Origin of the sequence: Massilia sp. R2A-15 (genome assembly GCF_030704305.1) — a bacterium.
GTDB lineage: Bacteria > Pseudomonadota > Gammaproteobacteria > Burkholderiales > Burkholderiaceae_D > JAFCUW01.
The window spans coordinates 1,162,717-1,186,606 of the sequence record NZ_CP131935.1 but is presented as its reverse complement, the minus strand read 5'-3'; the positions used below and the strand labels follow the sequence as shown (position 1 = coordinate 1,186,606).

Genomic DNA, 23,890 nt, shown 5'->3' with positions numbered 1-23,890 from the left:
ATTAGACATTACCAACCCGTAATGTTCATTTTGAGACATTTCACACTCGTCAAGGAAAGGTCATCAAGCCGTCATTTCGCGCCGGTACGATGGATTTGCTCGTGGTCCGGTTGCGGCGCCGCGGCAGCTTTGTCCGGTCGGCTCGAGCACCGGCACCAGTTTCAGCGGCGCGGGCTGCGCGGTGGACAGGCGGAACAACGCCACCGTCGCCGCCAGCTGCGCGGCCTGTTCGTGCAGCGACTCGGCCGACGCCGCTGCCTGCTCGACCAGCGCCGCATTCTGCTGGGTCACCGCGTCCATGTCGCCGATCGCGCCGTTGATCTGGCCGATGCCCGCCTCCTGTTCGGCGCTTGATACGCTGATCTCGCCAATAATCGCCGCCACCTTGCGCACGCCGGCGACGATGTCCTGCATCGTGCCGCCGGCCTGTGCGGTCAGGCGCCGGCCTTCCTCGATGCGCTCGACGGACTCGCCGATCAGATCCTTGATTTCGCGCGCCGCCAGCGAAGCGCGCTGCGCCAGGGTGCGCACCTCGCCCGCGACCACCGCGAAGCCCCGCCCCTGCTCGCCCGCGCGCGCCGCTTCGACCGCCGCGTTCAGCGCCAGCAGGTTGGTCTGGAATGCGATTCCGTCGATGACGGCGGTGATGTCGACGATACGGGTCGCCGAGCTGCTGATTGCCGCCATCGTGCCGACGACGTCGGCGACCGCCTCGCCGCCCTTGTCGGCCAGCGAGGACGCCTGCAGCGCGACCTGGTTGGCCTGCCGCGCGTTGACGCTGTTCTGCCGAACCGCCGAGGTCAGCTCCTCGATCGAGGACGCGGTTTCCTCCAGCGCGCCGGCCTGCTGCTCGGTGCGCCGCGACAGGTCGGCGTTGCCGGCGGCGATTTCGCCGGACGCCACATCCAGGGCGATTGCGCCATCCTTCACCTGCGCCACCGTGGCGGCGAGGCGCGCCGTCATCGCGCCGAGCGCACCGAGCAACTGGCCGATTTCGTCACTGCGCGTATTGGCCTCGACGGGCCGCAAGTCGCCGCCGGCGACACGCACGATCTGCGCGACCGCCGCGCGCAGCGGCGCGACGATGCCGCGCGTGAGCAGCCACGCCAGCACGCCGCCGGCGGCCAGCGCGAACACGCCGAGCCCGACCAGCAGCGCGCGGCCCAGCACGAACTGGCTGTGCGACTGCTGCGCGACCGTGCCGGCCTGGCGGGTGTGATAATCGAGCAGCGCAGCCTGCGCGCCGCTGTATTGCCTGAACGTGGTTTCGAGGGCGCCGTCGGCCAGCTGCGCCACCTCCTGGGTCTTGCCCAGGTCCTTCATTTTGAACGCCTCCGCACGCACCCCCAGGTAGGCTTTGCGTGCGGCGTCGGCCCGTGCCAGCAAGTCGCGCTCGGCGCCGTCATGCGTCAGCGCCGCCAATCTGGCTTCGAGCGCGGCCTGCTGTTTGTCGCCCTCGCCCAGCTGCGCGCCAAAATAGTCGCCCACTTCCATGCTGTCGCTGCGTGCGATCGCCGCTGCGCGTACGCCGTTCAGCCGCGCCATCGCCAGCAGTTCGGCCGCGAGCTGGCGCTTGGCCAGCGTGTCGTTGACCAGGCCGGAGGTCGCCTGGTCGGCCGCCTGCAGGCGCCACACGGCGACCGCCGACATGGTCGCCATGATGACGAGGACGAGCGCGAAGGACAGCACGATGCGCGCGCCGGTGTGTAAGCTGAATTTTTTCATCAAGGGAGAAGTCGTTGCGTTGAGTATCAAATCACGGCTAATTCCCGTGTGCAACTATTCTGGCGCCGCTTTATGTCAGGGTGATGACAACCAAGTCACGATTCGGCCAGCATGTAGCCGGCGCCGCGCACCGTCTTGACCAGCGAGCGCGCAGGGCCGAGCACCTTGCGCAGCCGCAAGACCACGACGTCGACGGTGCGTTCGTCGGTGACGCTGCCGCTTTCCCAGATGTGGCCGAGGAGCTGGCCGCGCGAAAACACTTCGCGCGGATTTGCCACAAGCAGCTGCAGCATGCGGAACTCCACCGCGCCGATCGGCACCCAGCGGCCGTCAACGCGAAGCGTGCCGTGTGCTTCGTCGAGCGCGAGTCTTGCCGCCGCCGGCGACAAGGGCGGGGTCAGGTCCGGCGGACTTGCCCCCAAAAGCGATGACGCACGCGCCAGCAGTTCGCGCGGCGAAAACGGCTTGGTGACGTAAGCGTCCGCGCCGCTGTTGAGGCCATCGATCCGGTCCTGCTCCGCGGTGCGCCCACTGAGCATCACCACGGGCAGCCGACACAATGCGCTTTCACTGCGAATCCGCAGCAGCAGGTGCAGGCCGCTCTGGCCGCGCAGCATCCAGTCGAGGACCACGAGGTGCGGCCGGCGCGCCTGGATGAACTCCCAGGCCAGGCTGACGGTGGCGACGATGCAGCAGTCCCACCCGTGGGCGCCAAGCGCGAACTTCACCAGTTCCGCCACGGCGGGTTCGTCTTCGACGATGAGGATCAATGGCACGATGAGGGGTGCGTTGTCGGGGCCTGGTCCTGCGGACCTGGCCCAATGTTCGATGATGGCGGCGTAGTGAAGATGGGGTCAGGTCCGCGGGACCTGGAAGGAGCCGAGCCTTGCAAGGCTCGACCGTTCCGCAGGAGCGAAGCTTCGCTCCGCTAAATCCCTGCTTCACCCCCGGTGCTGCTTAGTAGATCGCTTTGCCGGCAGTGTCCTTCAGTTGCACTTTCCAGGCGCCTTCTACCAGCGAGACCACCGATGCGGGCATCGGCACGTAGTCAAGTTCGGTCGCGGCCTGGCCGCCGTGCTTGTAGGCCCAGTCGAAGAACTTCAGCACTTCCTTGCCCTTGGCAGCGTCGGCCTGCGCCTTGTGCATCAGGATGTACGACACGCCGGTGATCGGCCAGCTCGCCTTGCCCGCCTGGTCGGTCAGCACCACGGCGAAGCCGGGCGTCTTGGTCCACTCGGCGCCGGCAGCGGCGGCCTTGAAGTTGTCGTCGTCAGGCTGCAGGAACACGCCGTCCTTGTTCTTCAGCTGGGTGTGCGACATCTTGTTCTTTTTGGCGTAGGCCCACTCGACGTAGCCGATCGAACCCTTGATGCGCTGGACGTTGGCGGCGACGCCTTCGTTGCCCTTGCCGCCCACGCCGATCACCCACTTCACCGCGGTGCCGGCGCCAATCTTGCTCTTGAAGTCGGCATTGGTCTTCGACAGGTAGTCGGTGAACAGGAACGAGGTGCCGGAGCTGTCTGCGCGATGCACCACGGTGATGTCGTCGGCCGGCAGCTTCACGCCAGGGTTCAGCGCGGCGATTTCAGGCGCGTTCCACTTGGTGATCTTGCCCAGGTAGATGTCGGCGAGGACGGGACCAGTCAGCTTAAGCTGGCCCGGCGCCACGCCGTCGACGTTGACCACCGCGACCACGCCGCCCATGATGGCCGGGAACTGCATCAGGCCTTCGGCGTCGAGTTCTTCCGCTTTCAATGGCATGTCGGACGCGCCGAAGTCGACCGTCTTCGCCTTGATCTGCTTGATGCCTGCGCCCGAGCCGATCGATTGGTAATTCAGGCCGTTGCCGGTGGCAGCCTTGTACGACTCGGCCCACTTGGCGTAGATCGGATACGGGAACGTGGCGCCGGCGCCGGTCATGTCGGCGGCCATTGCGCTGGTCGCGGCCATCGTTGCCAGTGCGCCCAGAACCATTGAAGTCAGCATCTTGTTGATTTTCATTTTCAGGTCTTCCCTGTTGTTTGGATGCGTGCAGTCTACGAGCCGAATATGACGCTGGTGTGACGTGTGCCTGACGCGCCGGCGCATACTTTGTCTTTACGCGATCAACTTCACGGAGGCGGTAGCGATGGAAATCGAACTCAAGCTTCAGCTCGACGCCAAGGCCAGGGAAAAACTGCTGCACCACCACTTGTTCCATGGCGGCGCCAAGCCGCGCGAAGAAACTTTGGCCGATACCTATTTCGATACGCCCCGGCTGCGGCTGCGCCGGCATGACGTCGGGCTTCGCGTGCGCGAAGTCGGCAAGCGCTGGATCCAGACCATGAAGAACGGCGCAGGCGCCAACGGCGGCCTGCACCAGCGCGGCGAGTGGGAGTCGCCGGTCGATCGGCCGACACCGGACCTGGCGCGCCTGCGCGAGCTGGTCGACGAAAAGCAGATCCGGCGCGACGCGCTCGGCGCCGACTCGCTCGAACAGCGGCTGGCTCCCGTGTTCAGCACGCACATCAAGCGCACCGTGTGGGACCTGCACCTGAAAAAAGGCGTACACGTCGAATGCGCGCTCGACGTGGGCACGCTCGAACACGGCACCGAAAAGGCGCCGATCAGCGAACTCGAACTGGAACTGAAGGCGGGCGATCCGGCGCAGCTGTTCGACCTGGCGCTGGACCTGCTCAAGGATGTCCCTTTCCGCATCGCTAACCTGAGCAAGGCCGACCGTGGCTACGCGCTGCTGGCGCCGCAGCCGCGCGTAGCGGTCAAGGCCAAGCCGCTGACGCTGGAGCGCGCCATGCCGCTCGACCAGGCGTTCCAGCAGATCGTGTCGAACTGCCTGGCGCACATTCAGGACAACGCGGACAACGTGGCCAAGGTGCGCGACGTCGAAAGCCTGCACCAGATGCGGGTCGGAATGCGGCGCCTGCGCTCGGCGCTGGGGATGTTCAAGGATGTACTGCGCCTGCCCGAAGCCTTGCAGCTGGAGCTGGACTGGCTGGCCGACGAACTCGGTTCGGCGCGCGACTGGGATGTGCTGGCCGAGACCACGCTGCCGTCGATGGCGCGCGTCCTGCCCGAGCCGGCGCGCATCGCGGGCGTGGCGCGGGCCGCGGCCGACAAGGCGAAGCAGCATCACGCCAGCGCCGCGGCGGCTGCGGGATCGGTCCGCTACACCCGCCTCATGCTCGGCATCACACGCTGGTTGGAGGCAAAAGGATGGCGCGACGATGCGCGGGCGACGCAGGCCGCCGCCGGCGTGTTGGACCAGCCGGTGCGCAAATTCGCCCGTCAGATATTAAAGCGCGACGAGCGGCGCCTGCGCCGGCGCGCGCGAGCGCTGTCGACGGCCACGCCCGAGCAACGGCATCGGGTGCGCATCGCGGCCAAGAAGACGCGCTATGCCGCCGAATTTTTTTCATCGCTGTTTCCCCAGCGGCGCGTGCGGCCCTACGTCAAGGCGCTGACCGGCCTGCAGGATGAACTGGGACTGCTGAACGACATCACGGTCGCCACTCGCCTGCTGACCGAAATATCGGAGAGCGAACCGGCGCTCGCGCTGGAAGTGGGATTTGCCGAAGGCATGCTTGCAGCGCGCATTCCGGACGAGGGCAAGCTGGCCACCAAGCGCTGGAAGAAGCTGGCGAAGGTGCCGCTGCCATGCTAGTTTGCTGCGGGTACTAACAGAAATGGGGTCAGGTCCCGCAGGACCAGACCCCGAACTTCAATCAATAGCGGCCGTCCCAGCCGCGGTCGTAGCGGTGATGCTCGCGGCGCCATTGTTCGCGGCGCCACTGCTCGCGGCGCCATTCCTCGCGGCGCAGCCACTCCTGGCGGCGAATTTCAGCGGCGCGGCGCGCGCGCCAGTCGTGGCGATAGCCGTCGTCGTAGCCATAGCCCTGCGGCGCCACGTAATAGCCAGGGGCCGGCGCGTACTGCTGCTGGACGCGGACGGGCGTACCGGCATAGATCCCGAAGCTGGTTTGCGCCAGCGCCGGCTGTGCCGCCGCCAGTGCAATTGCGCCCGCTGCCAATGCTTTCAGATAGATGTTCATGATAAGTCCCTCCGGTCCGTTCAGTTGAGCGCCTGCGTTTTGCAGACGAGTTCACTGTATCGCCCTACTCCGTTACACGGTGATAGCACGCCGCAACATTTGTAACGGTGGGTAAGGCAGGGGAATTTCAATCGTGCGCAGTTATCCGCATGATAAGATTGTGCTTTTAATACATTTGTCCCGATTTATGTTGATTGCACACGACGAACACTATGAAGGCTGGACCATTACCGCGTCCTGCCGCGAAATAAAATCCTCCGGCTGGAAAGCGGGAGAGCCGGTGCCTTACGCGGCGCATGCGCGCATCCGCTTGCTGCATCCGCAGTACTGTGAGGACGGCTGGAAATCGGTAGACATGCATTCGATTCCCGAAGACGGCGAACTGTGCTTCCCTGCCCTGCCCGACGCCCACGCGACGCTGATTGCCGAAGCGCGCCGGCTAATCGATTCGCTCAAGCGCTGACGCAGGCCTCCGCTTGCCCGCGCGCGGCCAAGGCGAATTTAATTCCGGCAACTAGGAGTTGTCCTACCTGCCTGTCCGGTCCGCTCCTATTGAGAACGGGGCGATGCCGTCTATCATGGAGTTACAAGAAACAGCACAGGAGATCCTATGAGGAGTGACCGGAGTAGCAGTGCATCACGACCATAGCGACAGCAAGCAGTCCGGATCCAAGTTCCGGTAGCGGACCAGTCACTGGTCCGGGCAGTAAGGAATAGTCATCCGGCGCTCAAGGCGGCAGGAACAGCGCCATCACCGGAAGCCAGCAGTCCGACCCGAGTAGCAGTACAACCGGCGGTAATGTGGCCGGCTCGGCGTCGAAGGGCGGCAAACCGTCAGTCGTATCCCACCAAGGTGGCCGCCGCATGTCAGGGCGGATAAAAAGCTCCCAACCTGGGAGCTTTTTTTCGTCCGCGCCGCTAGAACAGCGTGTGCTGGCGGCTGGTCAGCGCGGCGAAATCGTCGTCGACGAACGGCAGGATCGCGTCCGCCACCGGTTGCAACTGGCGCGTCAGGTAGTGCTCGTAGTCGATCGGCGAGCGGCGCGCCTCAAGCGGTTCCGGCCCGGCCAGCGTCATCACGTAACGAATCCAGCCACCGTTCTGGTATTGCAGCGGGCGCCCGTGCTGGCGGTTGAATTCATCGGCGATGCGCGCCGCGCGCACGTGCGGCGGCACGTTGCGCTCGTAATCCTCGAGCGGGCGGCGCAGGCGCTTGCGGTACACCAGCAGCTCGTCGAAGTCGCCGCCGGCGGTGCGCGCGGCGTAGTCGCGCACGTAATCGCGGTACTCCTCGCCCTTGAAGATGCGCTCGTAGAGCACCTGCTGGAACTGCTGCGCCAGCGGCGTCCAGTCGCTGCGCACGGTCTCCAGTCCCTTGAACACCATCGCCTCGCTGCCGTCGGGATTGCGCACCAGGCCCGCGTAGCGCTTCTTGCTGCCTTCGTCGGAGCCGCGGATGGTCGGCATCAGGAAGCGCCGGTAGTGGGTTTCGTACTGCAGTTCCAGCGCGTTGGCCAGGCCGAATTCGCGCCGCAGGTAGTCGTCGAACCAATGGTTCACGTGCTTCACCAGCGCGCGGCCGATCTCGCCGGCCTGCTCCTCCGAGTGCGCGTGCTTCAGCCAGACGAAGGTGGAATCGGTGTCGCCGTAGATCACCTGGTAGCCCTGCCCTTCGATCAGCTTGCGCGTCAGGTGCATGATCTCGTGGCCGCGCAGCGTGATCGACGACGCCAGGCGCGGGTCGAAGAAGCGGCAGCCGCTCGACCCCAGCACGCCGTAGAACGCGTTCATGATGATCTTCAGCGCCTGCGACAGCGGCTTGTTCTGCTCGCGCTTGGCGGCGTCGCGCCCGTCCCAGATCTGCTTGACGATGGCCGGCAGGCAGTGCTTCTCCCGCGAGAAGCGCCCGCCGCGAAATCCCTCCACCGTCGCTTCATCATTGTCGCCGCGCGTGCCGACCACCAGTCCGACCGGGTCGATCAGGAAGGTGCGGATGATGGACGGGTACAGGCTTTTGTAATCGAGCACCAGCACCGAGTCGTACAGGCCGGACTGCGAATCCATCACGAAGCCGCCAGGGCTCTCGCCGCCGGTGACGTCGCCCAGGTTGGGCGCCACGTAGCCCTGGCGGTGCATCATCGGCATGTACAGGTGCTCGAACGCGGCCACCGAGCCGCCGCTGCGGTCGGCCGCCAGGCCGGTGACGCTGGCGCGCTCGAGCAGGAAGGTCATCAGCTCGGTCTTTTCGAAGATGCGCGTGACCAGCTCGCAGTCCTTCAGGTTGTAGCGCGCCAGCGCCGGCTTGTCCTCGGCGAAGCGGCGGTCGATTTCGGCCATCCGATCGTAGGGATTGTCGATCGACTTGCCCTCGCCCAGCAGTGTCTGCGACACGCTCTCCAGGCTGAACGACGGGAAGCTCCAGGTTGCGGACCTGAGCGCCTCGATGCCGTCGATGATCAGGCGCCCGGCGGCGGCCGCGAAGTAATGCTCCTGCTTGCCGCCATGCTCGCGCCACTCCATCGCGCTGGCGCCGCGGCCAAGCAGCAGCGGCACGTTGAAGCGTTCGGAATGCTTCTGCAGCACGCGCAGGTCGAACTGCACCAGGTTCCAGCCGATGATGACGTCGGGATCGTGGCGCGCCATCCACTCGTTCAGGCGCTCCAGCATCTGCGGACGGCTGTCGCAATATTCGAGATCGAAGTCGAGCGCCTCCGCGCTGCCATTGGGCGGGCCGAGCATGTAGACCTGGCGCAGGCCGCAGCCTTCCAGCGCGATCGAATACAGGTCGCCGTAGGACGTGGTTTCGATGTCGAGCGAGACGAGGCGCAGCTTTGGCCGATAGCCGGGCGCGGGCCTGAGCTGCGCATTTTCGGTGCCGCTGAAGGTGACGGGCGCCGTGATGAAGCGCTCCATCAGGTAGCGCTCGGGCGGACGGATATCGGATTCGTAGACGTCGATGCCGAATTCGCGCAGGCGCCTGGCGAGCTTGGTCAGCTGGCGGTACTGGGTGCAGTACAGGCCCAGCACCGGTCGGTGGTGGAAGTCGCACAGCGCCAGTTCGCGCAGTTCGAAGCCGCGCTCGCCGCGCAAGACGGCTTCAGCGGACTCGCGCGATTCGGCCGGAATGAAGGCGACCGACGGATGCGGCGCCAGGCGGACGTGGCGCGGGCCGTCGTCGGTCGCGAGCCAGAACTCCACCTCCGTGCCGGCGGCGGTGTCGCGCCAGTGACGCGTTAAAAGAAAACCTTGCTGTTGTTGATCGATACTCACGGGCGAATGATACGCCATCGGAAAGATGGGGGCTGGTCTAAAGCGCCACCCATTTTGCCGGCGCGCTAAAGTCAGGACCGTGGATCGAACCCGAAGACGCGCAGTTCCTGGCCGCACCGGCAGGCCGTGGCGATACGCGCCGCCCATGCGATGGCCTCGTCGCGCGAAGGCAATTCCAGCACGGTGAAGCCGCCATCGAGCTGGGGCGCCCAGGGATAGCCGCCCTCCGCAACCGTGCCGTCGGCGGCGACGAGCACGGGCGGTACGCCTTCGTCGATTCCACCGGCGAAGACGTAGACGCCGGCGGCTTTCGCCTCATCGATCACGGCGCGCGCGTCACTGCCCACCGCGCCCAATTCTCCATCGGGCACAACCATCGCCGCGCTTGGAAAAGAAATCAGGTATTTGGCCATGGTGCTCCTCCTGGGAATTGACTGCGATCGTGAAATCGATAGGTGTGCTCCTGGCCGCAAGCAGTCTGCCGCTGTCCAGCCAGTTCCGACCCGTTGCGGACGTTCGTGGTTGCGCCAACCATACTCATCCTACAGTTACTTGGCTCGCGAGCCAATTACCTCAAGCTCGAACCGGCTGATCGCAGGATATGCACGGGTCGGCGCATTTGACTAGACCGCCCTCCGGCAACTGCCTAGGCTGGACGCTTTCGTACCTGCGGACTTTCCATGCGCGTTTTACTTTCTGTTCGATATGCCAGCGCTGCAGATACACTCAATTACCTCAACAAGAAACCCGCCTGATGCATACTATTTTTCAACCTGTCCGGCTCAAGGGTCTGGATACTTTGCGCGCCCTTGCCATTACACTTGTGTTGATGTCCCACTATAACGGCTTCGTGGCGCAAGGTTCCACCTTCGGCTTCATCGGTGAAGTCGGCTGGGCCGGGGTAGATTTGTTCTTCGTGCTGAGCGGCTATCTGATCGGCAACCAGTTGCTGGCGCCTGCGGCGCACGGCGAGCCTTTGTCGCTGAGGAGCTTTTTCGCACGCCGACTGTTGCGCACGCTGCCCAACTACTATGTGGTACTGGCGGTCTACCTGCTACTCCCGCACAGCGTTATCTGGGGCAAGACCATGGCGCCGGCCTGGCGTTATCTCAGCTTCACCCAGAATTTCGGCCTGCGCTACGGCGAGACCTTCACGCATTCATGGTCGTTGTGCATTGAGGAGCAATTCTACCTGGTGCTTCCGCTGGCGGTGCTGGCACTGGTCGGCACAACGCGTTCGCCGCGCTGGCTTTGGAGCGTCCTGGTTGCGGCCATCGGCGCTGGCATTGCCACGCGCGCGACCAACTTCATGAATGCCCAGGAGGCGTTTTCGGCGCCAGCTTATTACTCGACCTGGTGCCGCTTCGACGAATTCCTCCCCGGCGTCGCCATCGCCATGGTGAAGAATTTCCACCCCGCGCTTTTCAGCCGCATCTTAAAGCACGGAAATGCCCTGCTGGCGGCAGGCTTGGCCATGGCGGCGACGGTGCTATATGGTGTGCGCTCAGACGTGCCGAATTTGTTCCTCACGTCCAGCTTTGGCTTCTCGTTGGTCGCCATCAGCTTCGCACTGCTGACATGCGCGGCGCTTAGTTCGGCCTCCCTGCTGAACCGCGTACGTGTGCCCGGCGCGACCAGCCTGGCCCTTTGGTCTTATGCGATTTACCTGGCGCACAAGCCGGTGTTCATGGCGCTGCGGCCGGCACTGGAACAGTACGGTATCGATCCGCAGGCGCCTCTCACCATCGTGGGCATTATGGCGGCCGGGGTCTTTAGTGGCTGGCTGCTTTATTTCTTTGTCGAGACGCCGTTCATGCGGCTGCGGGCGCGGTGGTTTCCGACGGTGGAGAAGCCAGTGGCCAGGGCAGTCAGAGTGCGACCAGTGGCGCCGGCTTGAGCGGACCTGGTTCATCTATTGCGCAAGAAGAAACCCAGAGGCCAAACGCCATATTTATTGGCGCTGGTAGCGAATCGTTACAGCGTCTGGGGCGGCCACGTTGCAGACGCAGCTGCCCACCAAAAGCATACGCGATCTTAGAGCTTGGCCTGCGCAGGCACGAACTCCTCCATCACCGCCTTGCGCAGCAGCGCCGGCGGCACCAGCCCCTGCGCCAGCACGAAGTCGTTGAAGGCCTGACGGTTGAACTTCTTGCGCAGCGCGACTTCGGCCGCCTGGCGCGTTTCCATCAGCCGCTGGTAACCGTAGAAATACGACGTCGCCTGCCCCGGTGCGCGGAAGGTGTAGCGCTGCATCTCCTGCGTCGCCATGCCTTCGGACAGACCTACTTCATCCATCAGGAAGGACTTCACCCCTTCCGGCGTGATCTCGCCGAGGTTGACCATCGGGTCGAGGAAAGCGCGGGCCGCGCGCTGCATCCGCGCCTGCAAGGCAAACAGCTGGCCGTCGAGCGGCTCGTAGGGCTGCATCTCGGCCTCCGCATACAAGGCCCAGCCTTCGACGTTGACGCTGTTGAAGGCGAACACCGCGCGCGCCGTCGACACACCGGTTTCGATCATCTTCGCGAACTGCAGCTCGTGTCCAGGCCGCGCCTCATGCGCCGTGAGGGACCACGTTCCCGCCTGGTGCGTGAAATCGTCGAACACCATAGCCTTGCCGCTGGCGTCGGGCGTCATGCCGGTGGTGAGCACGAATTCGCCGTACTCGCCCGTGTTGCCGATCAGGCGGGGCGGATTCATATGCGGCGCCGGCTGCTGCGCGTTCTCGGCGGCGCTGGCCAGGCGGATCACGGCCTTGCGCGACGGGAGCGAAACGATGTGGTGGTCGCGCGCCGCCGCTTCGATTTGCGCGAGGCGCTCCAGGTACAGCGGCATCACCTTGTCACTCGGGATCTGCTGTTTTTTCAGTTCGGCGATAACGGCGCGGTAGTCGGCGTTCGGCAGCTGGCGTTCGCGCGCGATCAGGCCGGCGGTGATGTTCATCTGATTGCGGATCTCGGCGAACGAGGTCAGCGCCTTGGCGATCATCTCCTGCGGGCTGATGTCCACGCCGAAGTCGTGCAGGTTGTTGGCGTACACCTCCGGCGGCAGGCGATGGTCGGTGCGCGCGCGCGGCAGGATCTGCGATTTGATTTGCGCGTTGTAGGCGGTCAGCTGTTTTTCGAGCGCGGCGAAGGCAGGCTCCCAGCCTTTCAGGTCGCTCTTCGCCAGCAAGTCCTTCATGCCCGCGATCAGTGTCGGGCCGTCGTTGATGGACTGCTCGACTTCGCCCTTGTACGGTCCGAGCAAATGCTTGTTGGCCTTCAGGCGCTCCTGCAGGCGCTCGTTCGCCAGTTCGGTGGCGGGACGGTAGCCCCTCGCCAGGCCGGCATATTTTTCGAGGCGCACCAGCAGCGTGTTCTGGCGCTCCTTCGGCACGCGCGGGTCGAGCATAGCGCGCACGACGCCGAAGATCCTCGCCGTCAGGTCGTTGTACGGCATGAAGTATTTGCGATCGAGGCTGCTGCTGCGCAGGCGGTCCTTCGCGCTGCCGATCAGGATTTCCAGATCCTGCTTCACCTTCGGATCGGTCTCGGTCTTCAGGCGCCTTTCCATCTCGGCGATGGCCGCGCGCGTGTCCTTGTTGGCCGCTTCGAACTGGTCGCGCGACAGGTCGGTGATCTGCTCGTCGTAGCCATCGACGCCGATCGAGCTGGCGCTTTCGGGCGAATACTTGGCCATCACGTTCAACAGCAACGTGGTGTTGGCGTTGCTCTTCGTGACCCATGCGGGTTCGGCGGCGGCTGCGGGAATGGACAGCACGGCCAGGGCCACGGCGCCGATCAGGGCGCGAACTTTAAACGGCGTATTCGACATGCGATTCCTTTTTGCGATGAGGGATTCAACTTGCGATCGCAGCGAGTATAGGACCATTGTTAAAGGAATCGCAAGCCACAATGAACTTGCTGATATGCAACGCAAACACTGGTATAGTCAGCAACAATAACTTGCCGACAAAGATCGGCCAACTCCTGGAGCAACGATGGTCCGTCGCATTCTTGCAGCAGCATTGATCGTGTTATTCGTTGCGCCGGCGAGCGCGCATCCTGGCGCGAAGCCCCCGTCGGAAATGATGGCCGACTTGAACAAGTTGAAAGCAGAACGGGGCAGCTTCATCGTCAGCATTCACGTCGAAGCGCCCGACAAGGCCGGTGCCGAGCGCTGCTTGAAAATTTTCTCGGAAAATGGCGTCTCCCATCCGAACCCGATCTCCCTGAGTTCGCCGACGCCGCCCACGCTCTACCAGCTTGAAGGGACCAAGGAATACGCTGAGGCGGGTGACGCCGCGGATAAGCTTGTAGCCCTGGTCTCCGCCAGCGCCGCGCCAGGGCAGGTTACCTGGACGGTATCGAAAAAGACCATGGGCTGGTAGCCACAGCATGCCCAGCACAACTGCCTGTTGGACGCATTGCGATAGCGGGCACTTCAAAACCTCATCACAAGGAAAACCGATGAAACGCTCGATCGCTCTACTCCTCGCAGTCTTGCCCCTGCACCTGGTTCAGGCGGCAGATGCCGAACTGGCGAATGCCGTGACCAAGGATTATCGCGGCCACCTCGGCGCCTTGTTCGATCATTTCCACCGCAATCCCGAACTCTCGCTGATGGAAACGAAAACCGCCGCTCGCCTGGCAGCGGAACTGCGCGAAGCGGGCTTTGTGGTGACGGAGGGCGTCGGCGGAACGGGCGTGGTGGCGATCATGAAGAACGGGCCCGGCCCGCTGGTGATGATGCGCGCCGACATGGACGGCTTGCCCGTGCTCGAGAAATCCGGGCTGCCCAACGCATCGACGGTGACGGGCAAGGATCGCGAAGGCAACCTGTGGCCGGTGACGCACGCCTGCGGCCACGACGTGCACATGACCAGCCTGGTGGGCACGGCGCGGCAGATGGCGGCGCGTCGAGGACAATGGTCCGGCACGCTGATGCTGATCGGCCAGCCGGCGGAAGAGCGCGTCGCCGGTGCGAACGCGATGATGAAGGACCACGTGTGGGAGCGTTTCGGGCGCCCGGATTATGCGCTCGCGTTCCACGTGGTGTCCGATGTCGAGGCCGGGAAAATTACCGTGAGCGAAGGCTCGCCGTACTCGGGCTCGGACACGGTCGAGATCCTGGTGCATGGCGTCGGCGCGCATGGCGCCAGTCCGCATCGGGGCAAGGATCCAGTCATGCTGGGGTCCCAGATCGTCGTCGCGCTGCAGACCATCATCAGCCGGGAGCGCGAGCCGCACGAAGCGGCGGTGATCACGGTCGGCTCGTTCCATGCCGGCACCAAGGCCAACATCATCTCCGATTCCGCCAAGTTGCAACTGACCGTGCGCAGCGAGAATGCGCAGACGCGCGCCGCGCTGCTCGATGCGATACGGCGCGTGGCGGTCAACACGGCGCGCGCCAATGGCGTGGCGGAGAATCAGCTGCCCGAGGTGAAGGTGATGGACGAGGCAACGCCGCCGACCATCAACGACGCCGCCCTCACCCGCCGCCTGAAGCTGGCGTGGACCGACAAACTGGGCGCCCAAATTTTCGATCAAAACTATCAGCGCTCCGGCATGGGCGCCGAAGACTTCCCGTTCTTCACCACCAAACCGTATATTCCGAGTGTGTACTTCGGCGTTGGCGGGACGTCCAGGCAGGTGCTGGACGCGGCGGCGAATGGCGGCGCGCCGGTGCCGAGCCACCACAGCCCGATCTTCAAGATCGAACCTGAACCGGCGGTACGCACCGGGGTTGAAGCGACGGTCACTGCGATGATGGCGCTGATGAAGAAGCCGGCTTAGTCCTGCCTGGCCAGTTCCTCAGTACTCCCCGCTCGCGACAGCTTCTGCGGCAGCGACGAACCCGACGGACTCGGCGTCCCCGTCGCTCCGCCGGACCTGCCCCCGCTTTTGGACCGCGGCGCGTACCTATTTGGGCGTGCCGAACACCTGCGTCCAATACGGATGGCTGTTGCTGCCACCGCCGCCGAGCGCGTAGGCGCTGCCCATCTCGGTGAACCAGCGGTCCATGATGTTGGCGCAGTGCCCCGGGCTGGCCAGCCATCCGGCCATGACCTCGTCGGCCGACTTCTGGCCGGCCGCGATATTCTCGCCGATGCCCAGGTAGCGGTAGCCGGCATGCTTGGCCCGATCGGACACTTCGCTGCCGTCCCTGCCCTGGTGGCTGAAGTAGCTTTGCCTTGCCATGTCGCTGCTGTGCGCCTGCGCCGCCGAGGCCAGCGAGCGATTCCAGGTGAGCGGGCGCGCGGCGTCGAAATGGCGCGTGCCGCAATTGCGCGGCGTTGCGCGCGCCCGGTTCACGGCGTCGAGAATCAGTTTGCCGATGTCGCGCGTTTCGGACTGGCGGGCGACGCGCGCGTTCGACAGGTGCGACACATGCGGCGACGCGGACTGGCGCGCCAGCACGATCTGCCAGGAGTCGCCGCTGCGCGCGGTGCCCACCGAGGTCCATTCCGCGCCCAACAGCGCGCGGCACTGGGTGCCCCACACGGCGTCCATCGCCGCCTCGGCATTGCGCGCGCCGGAGACGTAAATGATCTTGGCCTCGGCGACCGGATAGCCGGCGCGCTCGAGCGCGTCGTCGATGTAGCCGCCGGGCGCAACGCGCGCCCGCGCCAGCGCAGGATGCGGCGCCAGCGGCGGCGCCGGATCGGCGCGCCAGCCGCCGCAGCTGCCCGGATCGGCGCGGTACTCGTTGATGAGGTCGGCCAGCGCATCGCGGCTCTGCGCGTGGGCCGCGCCCGCGGCCAGCAGCGGCAGGCAGACCAGCAGGCCGCGCGGCAGCGTGGTCGCGGCGAAGTTCATGAATCGGGTTTTCAAGAGGCGTCCGTATGAATAATGATGTGGCAACGTGGGCGATTTCGCGGCTCTTGCCGCTGAGCAAGTCGCTACGTTAGCACGCACCATCGGCGGGCAGACTGGGGAAATCGTTTCAATATGTTGCTGCCAACGGCGCGTCATGGGAGAGAACGCATCGCACTTGCGCCGTGTCCGCGTCGTATCCGGGCAACACGCCCCCAGCGCGCGATTGATTGATCTGTCTTATGGAATCGCACCGCGGGCACGGGCGAGAATGGGGACCTGTCGAATCCAAGGTAGGTTCCCATGTATGCCAACGCCATTCCCGGGTCGACTCGCCGCTCCATCGCCCCGCCGCATCGGACTGCCGACGCTCCCTGCCTCGTCGACGGCGCGATCGCCGCACGCCTGGCCGGCAACCGGCCCGCGGCCGGCGACCTGGTCGCCCAGGTGGTCGAAGATGCCGCGCCGGCTGGCGGCGTGCTCTGGCTGTCGTCGCTGGCGGCGCTGATGGCGCCGTTCGGCGTGGGCGAACGCCTGATGCGCACCTGCGTGTTCCGGCTGGTTCGTCAGGGCGTGCTGTGTACGGTCCGCGACGGGCGCCGCAGCGCATGCTGGCCGAGCGCGGCGCGGCGCGCTGCCGGCGCCCCCACCGCCGATGAACCGGTCAAGTGGACCATCGTGGTCGGCTGGCTTGCGCGGCTGTGCGGCGCCGAGCAGGAGGCGTTGCGCAAACACCTTTGGAACGATGGCTTTCGCCTGATTGCCCCGGGCGTGTTCGCGCTGCCCGGCGCCCCGCCGGCCACGCTGTCGGCCGGCCTCGAACGGCTGGGCATCGCAGGCCGGTTATGGGTCTGCCAGATGAACGAGCTGCCCGATTCGGGCCAGCGGCCCTTGTCCGAACTGGTCGATGCCGCCTGGGACCTGGCGCCGGTAGTGGCCGGTTACCGCGACTTCATCGCGCATTACGCGCCCCTGCTCGACAGCGTGCGCGCGGCGCCGGCGTTGACCGACTGTGACGCTTTCGTGCTGCGCACCCTGGTGCGCTGCGACTGGCGCCGCGCCCAGCGGCACGATCCGCGCCTTCCGGCCGCGCTGCTGCCGCCGGACTGGCCGGCCGAGCGCGGCGCGCAACTGCGCCGCGAGCTCGAAGCGCTCACCGCCGACGGCGCCGGCCGTCACCTGGCGCGGCCGGCGCCACCCTCGCCCTAGCCTTCCTTGCCGTCGATCCGCACGCGCCACAGGTAGCGGCCGTACACGGCCACATACAGCACAAACGCCAGCGACCACGCCGCCGCCGCGCCGGCCAGGCAGGCCTCGCGCGCGGCCGCCGGGCCGACGGCCGCGCACACGCGGGCCAGCGCGCCAAGCTGGATCAGCCAGTACATGGCCGTTTCGGGAGCGCCGGCCTTGAGGGGACGGCCCGTGTGGCCGAGCGCGGTGCGCGTCATCATGCCGATGATCAGGCCGGCCATCGAGCCCACCGCCAGCGCGTGGAACGCCGCGCTGGTCGTGAGCACGTGCAGCACGGCCAGCGCCAGCATGAAGAAGCCGACCGGAATCCACGCGTACGACAGATGCAGGATCCACACCAGCGGCACGCCAAGGGTGCGCTGCGGCTGCCACCCCGCCAGGCGCCGCAGCGCCGCGCAGCCGGCCGCAAAGGCGATCCCGGCGAACATGGGCGCGGGCAAAGGCAGGATCCAGCCGATCACCGTCGCCACGGTCAGGCCCATCGCCACGTTGTCGCGGCGCTGGTGCACCACCGGCGCCGTGCCGGCGACACCATTGCGGGTAAACATCGGGATGACGCGCGCGCCGATGACCGATTCGATCAGCACGATGATCAGGATCGCCGCCTGCACCGGCGCGACCGGCGACAGCGCGAGCCATCCGAGCATCGTGGCGTGATAGCACGCGTTCGCGATCGCCAGCGGCGTGCAGCTGACCGCGAATCGCGCCTTCGTCATCGGCTTGTCGGGCCAGCTGTAATGTGCGCCGCCCCTGCATGGCGCCGCTGGTGGGCCGGGGCCCGCCGCTGCGCTGCGCTGGTCTGCCTGATCGCGGCGGCGTCGGCGCCGGCGTCGGCCTTCCATCTGACCGACGTGCAGGGACAGCGCCACACTCTCGAGCGCCACCGGGGCAAATGGATCGTGCTCAACGTCTGGGCCACATGGTGCGCGCCGTGCATCAAGGAGATGCCGGAGCTCGAAGCGCTGTCGCATTCGCGCGACGACGTCGTCGTGCTGGGACTGGCGGCCGACGGCGACAGCCTGCCGAACATCCGCCGCTACGCCGAGCTGCTGCATGTGACCTACCCTATCGTCGCCGGCAACGAGGCCACGATGAAGGAGTTCAAGGTGAACGCCTATCCCACCACGCTGCTGTTCGATCCCGAGGGCAAGCTGGTGATGACGCGCCTGGGCCAGGTGACGCGGCGTGAACTGGAAGCGCGCCTGCCGCCGTTCCCGGTGCGCTGACGCGGTATCGTCCGCGGCGCTGGAATGCCGCCGAAGCGCGATCAGCTTCCCGCCGGGGCCGCCCATGGTAGAGTGGGGGTCAATTCTTAACTCAGAAAGTCGGCCGATGAGCGAGTCCGCCCATGCAACAGCAACCCTCTCATTGGTCGGCGCGGCGGACGAACGGCGCAGCGACGTCTATCTGACACACGCGCTGTCCGGACCGCACCGGGATCTGCTCGAGTTGACGGCGCGCGGGGCGCCGGTCGACCAGGCGCTCAATGCCGTGGTCCGCGCGGTTTCCCAAGTACGGCGCGCCGAAACCCGCGCCGCGGTGTTCATTTTCGATCCAGAGGGGATGAAACTGCGCTTCGCGGCGGCCGATGGCCTGGACGCCGGATACACCGACAAGATCGACAACTTCCCGGTTGGCCCTGCCCAGCCTTCGTGCGGCCGCGCCGCGTACGTGGGCACCGACATCATCGTAGGCGACGTCGGCACGGATGCGGCTTGGGCGCCGTTTCGCGAACTCGCGGAAGAACACGGCATCCGGGCATGCTGGTCCTTCTTGCTCAAGGGCCCCAACGACAGGGTGCTTGGCACCTTCGCGCTATATCACCGCATCCCGTGCGAGCCCGAGAGTACCGATTATGAAGAAGTGCGCTATTTTTCCAACATCGCATCGCTGATCATCGAGCGCCACCTCGATGCCGAGGCGCGCAAGCGCGAACAGGAAGCCACCGAAAAGGACTTGCGTGAGTCCGGCGCCAACAAGGACGCCTTCCTCGCCACGCTCGCGCATGAGCTGCGCAATCCACTCGGCGCGATCAAGCATGGCCTGGCAATCATCGAGCTCGCGGCGGACCAGGCCGGCACGCGGACGCGGGCGCTGCAGGCGGTCGACCGTCAACTCAAACACATGGAATGGCTGGTCGAAGACCTGCTGGACGCAAACCGCGTCACCCGAGGCGACCTGACCCTGCGCCTGCAGCATGTGGAGTTGGGGGCTGCGCTCGATCTGGCCTGCGAGACCGTCCGGCCGCTGTGCGCCGCCAAGGCGCAAACCCTCACCGTCACCACACCCTCGCAGCCGGTGTATCTGGAGGCGGACGCGGTACGGGTGACGCAGATGGTGACGAACCTGCTCAACAACGCATGCAAGTTTACGGGCAAGGACGGGCGGATCTTTCTGGAAGTGACCACGGAAGGCGCCGATGTCCTCATCCGGGTACGCGACGAAGGCGTGGGCATCGCGGCGGACCAGCTCGGACGCGTGTTCGAGATGTTTTCGCAGGTCAGCAAGGGGCCGGGCAGCCCGCACGACGGGCTGGGGATTGGACTGACCCTGGTCCGCAGCCTGGCACGCATGCACGGCGGCAGCGTCGAGGCATCCAGCGCGGGAATCGGCGCCGGGTCCGAGTTCCTGCTGCGTTTGCCCTTGAAGCAGCACTGACGTACGAAGATTGTTGGGATCATCAGCTTCTGGTATCACAACACGTCGGCGAGCGATGCAAGTGCCGAGTTGTGTTGGCGCCGCCAGGCGCGGGCGCATCCGGTGCAAGTCCAACATTCAGACACGAGCGCCTGCGGAGTGAAGACCCCTCGCATGCTCGATCAGTAATCGGCCGCACGATTCGACACTGTTGCGCCGTCCATCGCAGGGCAACTGGGCACTTGCCGATAGCGGGAAAGGTGGCGGTTTCAAGCCAAAGAGCTTTTTCGACTAATAATGATCAGTGTGGCATGCGAGCTGCTCCAACCCTATGAGTCAGATGGGGAACATTGCGCGCCACGGAGTTCGCAGTGGTGGTGACCGGCGACTGAAGCAACTCGCTGCCAAGCGGAGACAGCGTCTGCCTTTTTCAGCAAGCACAATATTGATCCAGGGTTCTACTGAGCCCACGTCTGCCGAACCCGCTCCGTTAAACGGTAGCCCAATATTTCCATCCCACCGTTTGTCCCATGCAGCACGGCCGAATTTTCAAGACGGCCATGCCGGCCGCATTGCTTAGTTAACGATCAACAAATTGACTGGATCGCTCATTCTTATGCGCTACCACCAGGCGGCGGGCGCACTGCGCGGCCAGGGTGCCAAACTAATCGGAACGTAGGTCATCCATCCCAACTCATCCCGACGCATATCGGGCTGAACCACCGTGGCGAATCGCGAAGAAATTTCAATGAATCGCCCTACCTTGATCAAACGCAATCTACTCGCCGACGGGCAAGTTCGGCAATTGACCCCTCGCACGAATGCGCCTATCTTGAACAGCCTCACCCATTTTGCATACGCCAAACGGAGAAATACGATGCGACATGCGGGGCTGCCATGAAGAAATACTCCAAGCGCACGCTCAGAGAAATCGAACCGCACGCCTCGGTCTCTTTAGCGCTCCTGTTAGACAATCTACCAGGCGCGGTGTACCGATGCTTGAACGATGAACACAGGACAATGGAGTTCGTAAGCGAAGGGGTGGAGGAACTAACCTCCTACTCGCCAGCAGAGTTTACCGCGCGCTCAACTCTGACATTTGCCAGCCTCATCCACCGGGATGACCGTGCCGAAACGGACAAGCAGATGCAGATCGCCATCGCTTCCCGGCGGTCATTCAAGGTCAGCTATCGAATTCTCACTCGCGGCGGAGATATCAAATGGGTGGAAGACCAAGGAATGGCCGTGGTGGACGAACGCGGCAAAATTCGTGCCTTAGAGGGTTTTGTATCAGACATTACCCCAGCGAGAAAATCAGAGGCGCTGCTGCGCGAGCAAGCGGCACTGCTTGACCACACTCGAGATGCCATATTCGTGATGGATATGGGTGGGTGCGTAACCTATTGGAACAAAGGCGCGGAGCGCCTCTACGGGTGGGCTGCGCCCCAAGTGCTCGGACAACACTACAACGACGTGTTCAGCGCGTCCGCGGAGCTCTTTCGAATTGCTTATGACGCCACGATGCTGCAAGGCGAATGGCGGGGAGATTGTACTCAGCTCGATCGATTTGGACACACAGTTGAAGCCGAAGTTCAATGGACGCTTGTCACAACGGATGATGGGCGTCCGCCAAAGATACTCACCGTTGCGTCGGACATCAGCGAGCGAAAGTCCACAGAAGCGACGATGGCGCGCCTCGCATTTTTCGACTCTTTGACCGAGCTGCCCAATCGCGCGAGTCTCCTCGATCAGCTGCGCAAGGCACTGCTCCGCAGCGCACGCGAGCAAACGATCGGCGCGATCATGTTTTGCGATCTCGATAATTTCAAAGCGCTTAACGATTCCGCTGGCCACGCCGTCGGCGATCTATTGCTGCAGGCGGTCGCGCGAAGACTTCAAACAACTGTTCGTGAAACTGACGTCGTTGCGCGTCTCGGAGGCGACGAGTTCATCATCATGCTTCCCCCGAGCTATCAGACCTATGACGAGGCGGCGCTGCATGCGGACACTGTTGCCGAGAACATCCTTGCGAGCTTGGCATCGCCAGTTCAAGTGGCTGGTGGCGTCCAATGGATTTCGACCAGCATCGGCATAACACTCATTTGTGGCGCCACCGATAGTGTCGAGTCAGCATTGATGAAAGCCGATTCCGCGATGTACCAGGCCAAAAACGCTGGTCGCAATACCTTTCGATTTTTTGATCCTAAAATGCAGGCCGCAATGAGTGCGCGCTTGCAACTTGAACGCGATCTGCAAGGCGCCTTGATCGCAGATCAATTTGTGCTCTACTATCAGCCTCAAATGGATTCAACTGGTTCAATTACCGGTGCTGAAGCATTAATTCGATGGCGCAAGGCGAATGGTCACCTCTCCTATCCTCTGGAATTTATCCGGGCCGCCGAATCGACCGGTCAAATTGTCGAAATAGGTAGATGGGTGCTGGAGACGGCTTGTCGTGTACTTGCCGATTGGACCACGCACCCAGAAACCGCAATGTTGTCGCTCTCCGTCAACATCAGCCCCCGTCAATTTGTAGAGGCGAGTTTCGTACCGATGGCGGAGGCAATCTTCGCTGAAACCGGCGCCAATCTTCGGCGACTCAAATTTGAACTCACCGAAAGCCTCCTGGTAGCCGATGTGAGAACGACGGCGGCGAAGATGGAGTATCTCAAGTCGCTCGGAATCACTTTCTCCCTTGACGATTTTGGCACTGGCTATTCCTCCTTGAGCTATCTTCGAAAACTTCCCCTCGACGAACTGAAGATTGACAGTTCCTTCATGCGCGATGTCTTAACCAATCAGAACGATGCGTCGATAGTCCGATCAATTATCGGTCTAGGTGAAAGCCTCGGCTTGAACGTCATCGCCGAAGGCGTCGAAACGGTGGGACAGCGAGAGTTCCTGCGCCTGGCGGGCTGCCACGCGTATCAAGGATTCTTGTACGAAAAAGCGCTACCAAATGAACGATTCATGCGTTACGCAGCGACCCTTCAATGACGCGCTGAGCCTGAGTCCGTCAGCGCAAGGTGACGGACCAACCGCGTCGGACGGTGCCTTTCGGCCCTGCAGGAAATTTTAAGCCGACTCTGCGCGACAACTTTAACGCGACAGTCCCTTTTTTGAGGCGAAAGGACCTGCCATGAGCAAACCACGTTTAGACTGTGAAGTAATGTCAAAATGACAGCGGTCCGCAAATTTTGGGAGGAACTCCAGGATGGTCGATGTTTCACCTATCAAAAGCGACACCCCGTCAGCGCCTCACAATATTAAAGTTTCTCCTGGTAAATCAGCATGGCTGTGCGGCGCAAGACAAAACGAAGTGCTGGCAGACTTGCCGCACGAGGAGCTTTCGGCGCTCGCCAGTCACCTCGATTTAGTCGAGCTTTCAGTCGGTGCCGACCTGTTCACGATGGGCCAAAAACTGGCCTACGTCTACTTTCCGACGACCGCAATCGTCTCACTTCAATACGTGTCCGCTGATGGCGCATCGACGGAAATTGCGGTAATTAGTCGGGAGGGTGTAGTCGGAATGTCGCTATTCATAGGTGAGCTGGCGACGAGCAACGCCGTGGTTCAGAATATGGGTTATGCATTTCGGGTGAGGACTGAAGTTCTTCGTGAGGCGTTCGGGCAAGGAGGTGCGTTGCCGCAGGTATTCATGCGATATGCTAATTCCCTGTTTACCCAATTGGCGCAAAATGCGGTAAGCAGCCAGCACGGCACTATTGAGCAGAAGGTATGTCGCTGGCTCCTGGACCGGCTTGACCGCTCCGGGTCGAACGAACTGAAGGTGACGCAAGGGCTCATTTCGCTAATGCTCGGAGTCCGACGAGAGAGTATCACTGCCGCCGCCCATAAGCTACAGGCTGCCGGGCTTATCCAATACCGCCGCGGAACCATCCTGATCGTCGATCGTGCAGGCCTTGAAGATCAGGCCGGCGAGTGCTACGCAGTCGCAAAGACAGTGGGCCATCGAGCGGCACCCGTAACACCCCAATGCGAGCAGGCGGCACCGCCTTCGGGACGAGCAGGCAGTTGATTAATCATTTTGGGTGAGATTACCGAGCGCGGCGGTGAAAGCGGGGCGAGCCTGAGATCACTAGACAGATTTTGGTGGATACAAGCGTTTCGATAAAGCTCCAAGAGCCGCACGCGCATGGCTCA

The 23,890-nt window shown here is 63.8% G+C and carries 19 protein-coding genes; 10 read left to right on the top strand and 9 right to left on the bottom strand.

The window, feature by feature from the left end:
• Window positions 1-63: 63 nt before the first annotated feature.
• The 3 genes from Q4S45_RS05390 to pstS all read right to left on the bottom strand — a co-directional run bounded on the left by Q4S45_RS05390 (window position 64) and on the right by pstS (window position 3,726).
• Window positions 64-1,725, bottom strand: a complete 1,662-nt coding sequence (locus Q4S45_RS05390; protein ID WP_305509855.1) for a methyl-accepting chemotaxis protein — start codon at window positions 1,723-1,725, stop codon at window positions 64-66.
• 95 nt (window positions 1,726-1,820) lie between these two features.
• Window positions 1,821-2,501, bottom strand: coding sequence for a response regulator transcription factor (locus tag Q4S45_RS05385; protein ID WP_305509853.1), 681 nt, complete (start codon window positions 2,499-2,501; stop codon window positions 1,821-1,823).
• Between the two features lie 181 nt (window positions 2,502-2,682).
• Window positions 2,683-3,726, bottom strand: a complete 1,044-nt coding sequence (gene pstS, locus Q4S45_RS05380) for a phosphate ABC transporter substrate-binding protein PstS (RefSeq protein WP_305509851.1) — start codon at window positions 3,724-3,726, stop codon at window positions 2,683-2,685.
• 127 nt (window positions 3,727-3,853) lie between these two features.
• Between pstS and Q4S45_RS05375 the strand changes: the two genes are divergently transcribed.
• A complete protein-coding gene (locus tag Q4S45_RS05375; protein ID WP_305509849.1) occupies window positions 3,854-5,386 on the top strand; it encodes a CYTH and CHAD domain-containing protein in 1,533 nt (510 codons plus the stop codon).
• A 61-nt stretch (window positions 5,387-5,447) separates the two neighbouring features.
• Here Q4S45_RS05375 and Q4S45_RS05370 read toward each other — a convergent pair whose 3' ends face one another.
• The gene (locus Q4S45_RS05370; protein WP_305509847.1) at window positions 5,448-5,774 is read right to left on the bottom strand and encodes a hypothetical protein; all 327 of its coding nucleotides are present in this window, start codon (window positions 5,772-5,774) and stop codon (window positions 5,448-5,450) included.
• Between the two features lie 187 nt (window positions 5,775-5,961).
• Here Q4S45_RS05370 and Q4S45_RS05365 point away from each other — a divergent pair, with 187 nt between their 5' ends.
• Window positions 5,962-6,237, top strand: a complete 276-nt coding sequence (locus Q4S45_RS05365; RefSeq protein WP_305509845.1) for a hypothetical protein — start codon at window positions 5,962-5,964, stop codon at window positions 6,235-6,237.
• Window positions 6,238-6,692: 455 nt separating this feature from the next.
• Here Q4S45_RS05365 and Q4S45_RS05360 read toward each other — a convergent pair whose 3' ends face one another.
• Both Q4S45_RS05360 and Q4S45_RS05355 read right to left on the bottom strand, forming a co-directional pair.
• Complete coding sequence (locus Q4S45_RS05360; protein ID WP_305512054.1) at window positions 6,693-9,038, bottom strand: DNA polymerase II; 2,346 nt, start codon at window positions 9,036-9,038, stop codon at window positions 6,693-6,695.
• Between the two features lie 77 nt (window positions 9,039-9,115).
• The gene (locus Q4S45_RS05355; RefSeq protein WP_305509843.1) at window positions 9,116-9,457 is read right to left on the bottom strand and encodes a YciI family protein; all 342 of its coding nucleotides are present in this window, start codon (window positions 9,455-9,457) and stop codon (window positions 9,116-9,118) included.
• A gap of 341 nt (window positions 9,458-9,798) precedes the next feature.
• Here Q4S45_RS05355 and Q4S45_RS05350 point away from each other — a divergent pair, with 341 nt between their 5' ends.
• Entirely contained in the window at window positions 9,799-10,941 is a 1,143-nt protein-coding gene (locus Q4S45_RS05350; protein ID WP_305509841.1) for an acyltransferase, read from the top strand.
• Between the two features lie 137 nt (window positions 10,942-11,078).
• Here Q4S45_RS05350 and Q4S45_RS05345 read toward each other — a convergent pair whose 3' ends face one another.
• Complete coding sequence (locus Q4S45_RS05345; RefSeq protein ID WP_305509839.1) at window positions 11,079-12,857, bottom strand: DUF885 domain-containing protein; 1,779 nt, start codon at window positions 12,855-12,857, stop codon at window positions 11,079-11,081.
• Between the two features lie 166 nt (window positions 12,858-13,023).
• On the opposite strand from Q4S45_RS05345, the gene Q4S45_RS05340 reads away from it, so the two are divergent.
• Together Q4S45_RS05340 and Q4S45_RS05335 are read left to right on the top strand one after the other, a co-directional pair.
• Window positions 13,024-13,413 (top strand): hypothetical protein, encoded by a 390-nt coding sequence (locus Q4S45_RS05340; protein WP_305509837.1) that lies wholly within the window; start codon window positions 13,024-13,026, stop codon window positions 13,411-13,413.
• 79 nt (window positions 13,414-13,492) lie between these two features.
• Complete coding sequence (locus Q4S45_RS05335; RefSeq protein WP_305509836.1) at window positions 13,493-14,818, top strand: amidohydrolase; 1,326 nt, start codon at window positions 13,493-13,495, stop codon at window positions 14,816-14,818.
• A 126-nt stretch (window positions 14,819-14,944) separates the two neighbouring features.
• Here Q4S45_RS05335 and Q4S45_RS05330 read toward each other — a convergent pair whose 3' ends face one another.
• Complete coding sequence (locus Q4S45_RS05330; RefSeq protein WP_305509834.1) at window positions 14,945-15,856, bottom strand: CAP domain-containing protein; 912 nt, start codon at window positions 15,854-15,856, stop codon at window positions 14,945-14,947.
• 285 nt (window positions 15,857-16,141) lie between these two features.
• Between Q4S45_RS05330 and Q4S45_RS05325 the strand changes: the two genes are divergently transcribed.
• Complete coding sequence (locus Q4S45_RS05325; RefSeq protein ID WP_305509832.1) at window positions 16,142-17,047, top strand: PaaX family transcriptional regulator C-terminal domain-containing protein; 906 nt, start codon at window positions 16,142-16,144, stop codon at window positions 17,045-17,047.
• Here the strand turns inward: Q4S45_RS05325 and Q4S45_RS05320 are convergent.
• Window positions 17,044-17,805: an NnrS family protein gene (locus Q4S45_RS05320; protein ID WP_305509830.1), complete on the bottom strand. Its 762-nt coding sequence runs from the start codon at window positions 17,803-17,805 to the stop codon at window positions 17,044-17,046. The genes Q4S45_RS05325 and Q4S45_RS05320 overlap by 4 nt on opposite strands.
• 21 nt (window positions 17,806-17,826) lie before the next feature.
• Between Q4S45_RS05320 and Q4S45_RS05315 the strand changes: the two genes are divergently transcribed.
• From Q4S45_RS05315 to Q4S45_RS05300, 4 genes are all read left to right on the top strand, one after another.
• Entirely contained in the window at window positions 17,827-18,315 is a 489-nt protein-coding gene (locus Q4S45_RS05315) for a TlpA disulfide reductase family protein (protein ID WP_305509829.1), read from the top strand.
• 106 nt (window positions 18,316-18,421) lie between these two features.
• Complete coding sequence (locus Q4S45_RS05310) at window positions 18,422-19,747, top strand: GAF domain-containing sensor histidine kinase (protein ID WP_305509828.1); 1,326 nt, start codon at window positions 18,422-18,424, stop codon at window positions 19,745-19,747.
• Between the two features lie 876 nt (window positions 19,748-20,623).
• Window positions 20,624-22,723 (top strand): bifunctional diguanylate cyclase/phosphodiesterase, encoded by a 2,100-nt coding sequence (locus tag Q4S45_RS05305; RefSeq protein WP_305509826.1) that lies wholly within the window; start codon window positions 20,624-20,626, stop codon window positions 22,721-22,723.
• 217 nt (window positions 22,724-22,940) lie between these two features.
• Window positions 22,941-23,765: a Crp/Fnr family transcriptional regulator gene (locus Q4S45_RS05300; protein ID WP_305509824.1), complete on the top strand. Its 825-nt coding sequence runs from the start codon at window positions 22,941-22,943 to the stop codon at window positions 23,763-23,765.
• Window positions 23,766-23,890 lie beyond the last annotated feature (125 nt).